Origin of the sequence: Algoriphagus confluentis (genome assembly GCF_036245625.1) — a bacterium.
Lineage (GTDB): Bacteria > Bacteroidota > Bacteroidia > Cytophagales > Cyclobacteriaceae > Algoriphagus > Algoriphagus confluentis.
In genome coordinates, this window is record NZ_BTPD01000029.1 from 1 (window position 1) to 4,429 (window position 4,429).

At 33.5% G+C, this 4,429-nt stretch carries 3 protein-coding genes; all 3 read left to right on the forward strand.

Annotated elements, in window-relative coordinates:
• Positions 1 to 170 precede the first annotated feature (170 nt).
• Genes AAA943_RS21700 through AAA943_RS21710 form a run of 3 tightly spaced genes read left to right on the forward strand, consistent with a single transcriptional unit; the run spans position 171 to position 4,236 of the window.
• Entirely contained in the window at positions 171 to 1,367 is a 1,197-nt protein-coding gene (locus AAA943_RS21700; protein WP_338226519.1) for a DUF4297 domain-containing protein, read from the forward strand.
• Positions 1,368 to 1,418: 51 nt separating this feature from the next.
• Positions 1,419 to 3,119, forward strand: a complete 1,701-nt coding sequence (locus tag AAA943_RS21705; protein WP_338226520.1) for a hypothetical protein — start codon at positions 1,419 to 1,421, stop codon at positions 3,117 to 3,119.
• Positions 3,091 to 4,236 (forward strand): hypothetical protein, encoded by a 1,146-nt coding sequence (locus AAA943_RS21710; protein ID WP_338226521.1) that lies wholly within the window; start codon positions 3,091 to 3,093, stop codon positions 4,234 to 4,236. The genes AAA943_RS21705 and AAA943_RS21710 overlap by 29 nt, the downstream gene beginning before the upstream one ends.
• Positions 4,237 to 4,429: the final 193 nt, after the last annotated feature.

Genomic DNA, 4,429 nt, shown 5'->3' on the forward strand with positions numbered 1-4,429 from the left:
TCCTTGCATGTTTTAATATACTGATTTACAATATTTTAATCAACTTAAAATCAGCATGCAATTAAAATTAATCATGAGACATGAGGTCTTCATACCTAAAAAAACTATCTTGTTGGGAGAGTTGTGCAACAGGCACACGGGTTTTGCGTCAGGCGGGGTGACGTGCAAACGTGGAGCTTTCTGCTTCTATTCAAGTTCAGTGCTGGTTGACAGTTTTGTGCTCCGAAACCCGCCCGAACGCAAAGCCCGAAAACGTTGGCAGCAAGGCTAATAGACACCGTGACATAATTGATATGAGTAAAAAAACAGACAACAACCCATTATTTGAAGGACAGCGTGAAAAGTCAGGTTCATCGACTTTTGACAAATACTCCTTTCAATATCATTGGGCATTGTATAGAGTAATATCAAGTCATTCAGACCAACAAGAATATGCAGTTATTATTGAACTACACGAAGACGTTGTAGTTTCGAATTCATTGGATGTAGACAAAGCTAAATTCGAGTTCAACCAAGTAAAGACTAATAAGTCACCTTTCAATACATACCAACTTGTTGAAAATAAGAAAGGCGGGAATTCTGTACTAGGAAAATTGATTAAAGGCGTTTCAGGTAAGCCTTATGTAACGAAAATTGAAACTTTAAATCTTATAACCTCGAATAAATTCACCCTTGAATTGGCTAAAGAAAATATTGAATTAAAAATCATTCGAAAGGAAGATTTATCGAGCAAACAAATTAGCGAATTAGAAAGTGAACTTAAAAAGGAAATAGGAATATCGGAGTTACCAGCAAATCTTAGATTTATTATATCGGACATACCCGATTCCGACTATCAAACAATTTTAATTGGAACCATTGCGAAACTAATTAACAGTTTATTCCCTGGCTCTTATACAAATGCTGAAAGCATATACACACTTCTAATTGACGAGCTATATAGAAAAGGAAAAGTTACATATGACTTTTCTAAATGGGATGAACTTTTAAAAAACAAGGCATTGACTTCAATTCAGGTTTCCAAAGTAATCAATGAATTTACGAACATTAAGGATGAAGCAAAAATTGAAATTGATTTCAACAATATTTGCTCAGAAATGGGTTTAAAATCATTGCAAGCAAAGAAACTTAAACGTTCTTTTGATAGGTACAAAAGACAAAGAATTAGTAACACTAGCACTCTTCAAAAAGATACTACGCAATTTTTTACGAACAATATTGATAAAGGAATTAGTGACGGTGTAACCGAAATGACAGAACTAATAGAAAGAACATTCAACTCAGCACCTGCCAAAATAAAGAAACAGTTTCCTACAAAAGACGAATTTTCGACTGCCTTAATTTGTGAATACATAATGATGAACTAATGGGAAAAGAAAATTTTAAAATACTAATAAGAAATTTAAGAACTAAGAAAAATGAAAAGCTTAAAATTCAAACGACTGCTAGTTCTATCAAATTCGATAAAGTCAGCAAATCTGTTCGAATTCAGCCCAAACCTGAATCTGATAACAGCTAATGACAACAGCGTTGGTAAGTCAACTTTATTGAAATTGATTTTTTGGGGGCTTGGTTGTGAACCAGAGCTTGATACAACTTGGAATAGCCAAGATTGTAAAACTATTGTCGAATTTCAAATTGGCGATGATTCCTATCGTGTACAGAGATATAAAAATCAAATACACCTTAAGGAGAATGATAATGAAGTTCAAGAATTTCAAAAAATAACTGGTGACTATTCTAAACGATTCGCTGAAATTGTTGACTTCAAAGCTTTATTACCTAATCAAAGTACATCCGTTGTTGAAACACCGCCCCCTGCATTTTATTTCCTTCCTTTTTATATTGACCAAAAAAGAAGTTGGGCTAAAGCTTGGGATAATTTTGACAATCTAGGTCAATACCAAAAATGGAAAAGCACAATTATTAAATATCACGTAGGGTTATTGACTTCTGAACATTTTGAAATTGAATCAGAAAAATCAGATAAAAAAGTAACTCAAAAGATTGCTGAAACCGAAGTTGTAAAATTTGACACTGCCATAGAAGTTGTAGAATCATATATACCTCAAGCTCTCCAAACAGTGATAAATCTTAATACACTTGAGAAAATTACCGATAGCATCAAAGCTGACTTAAAATCACTTCAAGAAAGCCAAGAGAAGTTATTAAATAATATGGCAATCCTCAATTCCGAAAAAGCATATCTGTTTCAGCAACAAATTTTGACTGAAAAATTAATCTCAGAACTTGACAAGGACTACAAGTATTCTGTTGAAAATATAGAAGATGAAGAAATAGAATGTCCTCTTTGTGGAGTTGTTCACGACAACTCTATTCTAAATCGAACATCAATTCTCACGGACAAGGCACAAGCTGAAAATCAATTGAGAGTTTTGCTAGCTGAAATCAACAAAATTGATTCAAAAATTGAAAAAAACGAGACAGAATTAAATGACGCAAGGAATCGGATTAATGAGATAAATGATAAGTATGTCATTGAAGAAGATAATGTTCCTGCCATCAATTTCAATCAAATTATTGAGAGTATCGCAGGGAAATCAATAAAAGAAAGTGTCATTCAAACTAAATCTGTTAAACAAGCAGAAATCAAGCAAATTGATGATGACTTAAAAGTACTAAGCAAAGAACAAAAAGGTCTAATTAGTAAGGAAACAACTGAAACAATTAATGATTCATTTAAATCCATACTTACAAAGTACATTAAATCATTGGACGCAGAAGCAGTTAACCTATCAGAAATAAACTCTCCATTAGATTACAATAAAATCATCAAAGAAGGTGGAGCCGCAGAAGGTGTTAGGGCAATTCTTGCATACTACTTGACAGTGTTTACAATGGTAGAAAAATACGGTAGTGAAGTAAAATCCGCACTAATCATAGACACCCCAAATCAACAAGAACAATCTCATACCAACTATGACAAAATTGTTAACTTACTTACAAATGAAATTACAAGTGATACTCAAATAATAATGAGTGCTATGGAAAATGAACATCTTAAGCCATTTGTTGAAAGAGCGAAGGTTATTGTACTTGACAAGAACAAACTTCTTTTGAAAGAAAAGTATGATGAACTTAAGAACGAATTCATATAAGAAAGAAAGCCCAGCTACTAACAGCAAGGCTAAAAAACAACCAATGAAACGAAAATATTTCAGAAATATAATTTTCAGTAAGACACCTATAACTGGACATTTTCGATTTGAAGATGAGTTTCAAATCTATCCTTGTGACTATGAAAATGCACCAAAGTCAAAACACGCAAATGATATTCCTCTAATAATTGAATTTTGGATTGACGAAAATGAAAATCCAGAAGTTCCAGAAGACCTACAATCAATTAAATCATTTATATCACCAACTACAAACCAAACAAATAAGTTAAGCAGACTAACAAGATTGCTTTCTGCACTTACAAATCACCGAATACATAACCTTTCGGAAACTGAGTTAAAATGGGGAACACCATTGCCAGACGACTTAGAGAAAGATAAAGAAGAAATTAATAATACTTCAAGTTCATTGATTATGGGAATTTATTACTATCCGACTATTGGAAATGACTTAAAAATTGATGGATTTAGTGAACAAAGACACCCACTAATAAATATCATTCCTCATAAACTTTACTACCAATACGACCCAATTGACAGTAAAGACAAAGAGATTGTTTTGCCAAACACAATTTATAAGGCGTTATTAAAGTATTTCTCACTTGACACTAAATCAAGAAAAATCGTTGACACAATTTGCCACCTAATATGCAACGGAATTGACATAAAATCAAAAATGAGAAGTATGTCTTTTTTATCCTTCGTTAGCAGCATAGAAACATTGGTGAACTTTGAATATAAGGACAAGAAAGAAGGTGTAGAGTTTGAATGTCACGATTGCCAAACATTAAAGTCTTCGCCAATTAATTGTCATAAATGCGGCAGACCTATTTGGGGAGTTAAAGCGAAATTCAAAACGTTTTTAAAAACTTATGTTGCAAATAGTGATAGTGCTTTGGCAAAATTTAATAAGATATATAATCTTAGGTCTAATATTGTTCATAATGGTATGTTACTACTTGGGGACGAACAAATAGATTGGGCCAAGTCTGACAAAGCAGACAGTCAGTATATGACACATTTGGAAACAATGCAACTTGCTAGATTAGCACTTGTAAATTGGCTAATAATGGGGCCTGACAAAAAAATTGTAGAATGAACGGACAAAGAAGCCCAGCTGCCAATCGAGTAGACGGCCTCGCCAACCGTTAAGTTGACGAGGTGCGCCTCTCACACCACCGTACGTACGGGCCTCGTATACGGCGGTTCACTGGATTGTAGGTTGCATTTTTAGGTAATAGGAAAGCATTGATTCATAACCTCTTCTTCTTAGGCGGGATAAAGTAATAGTA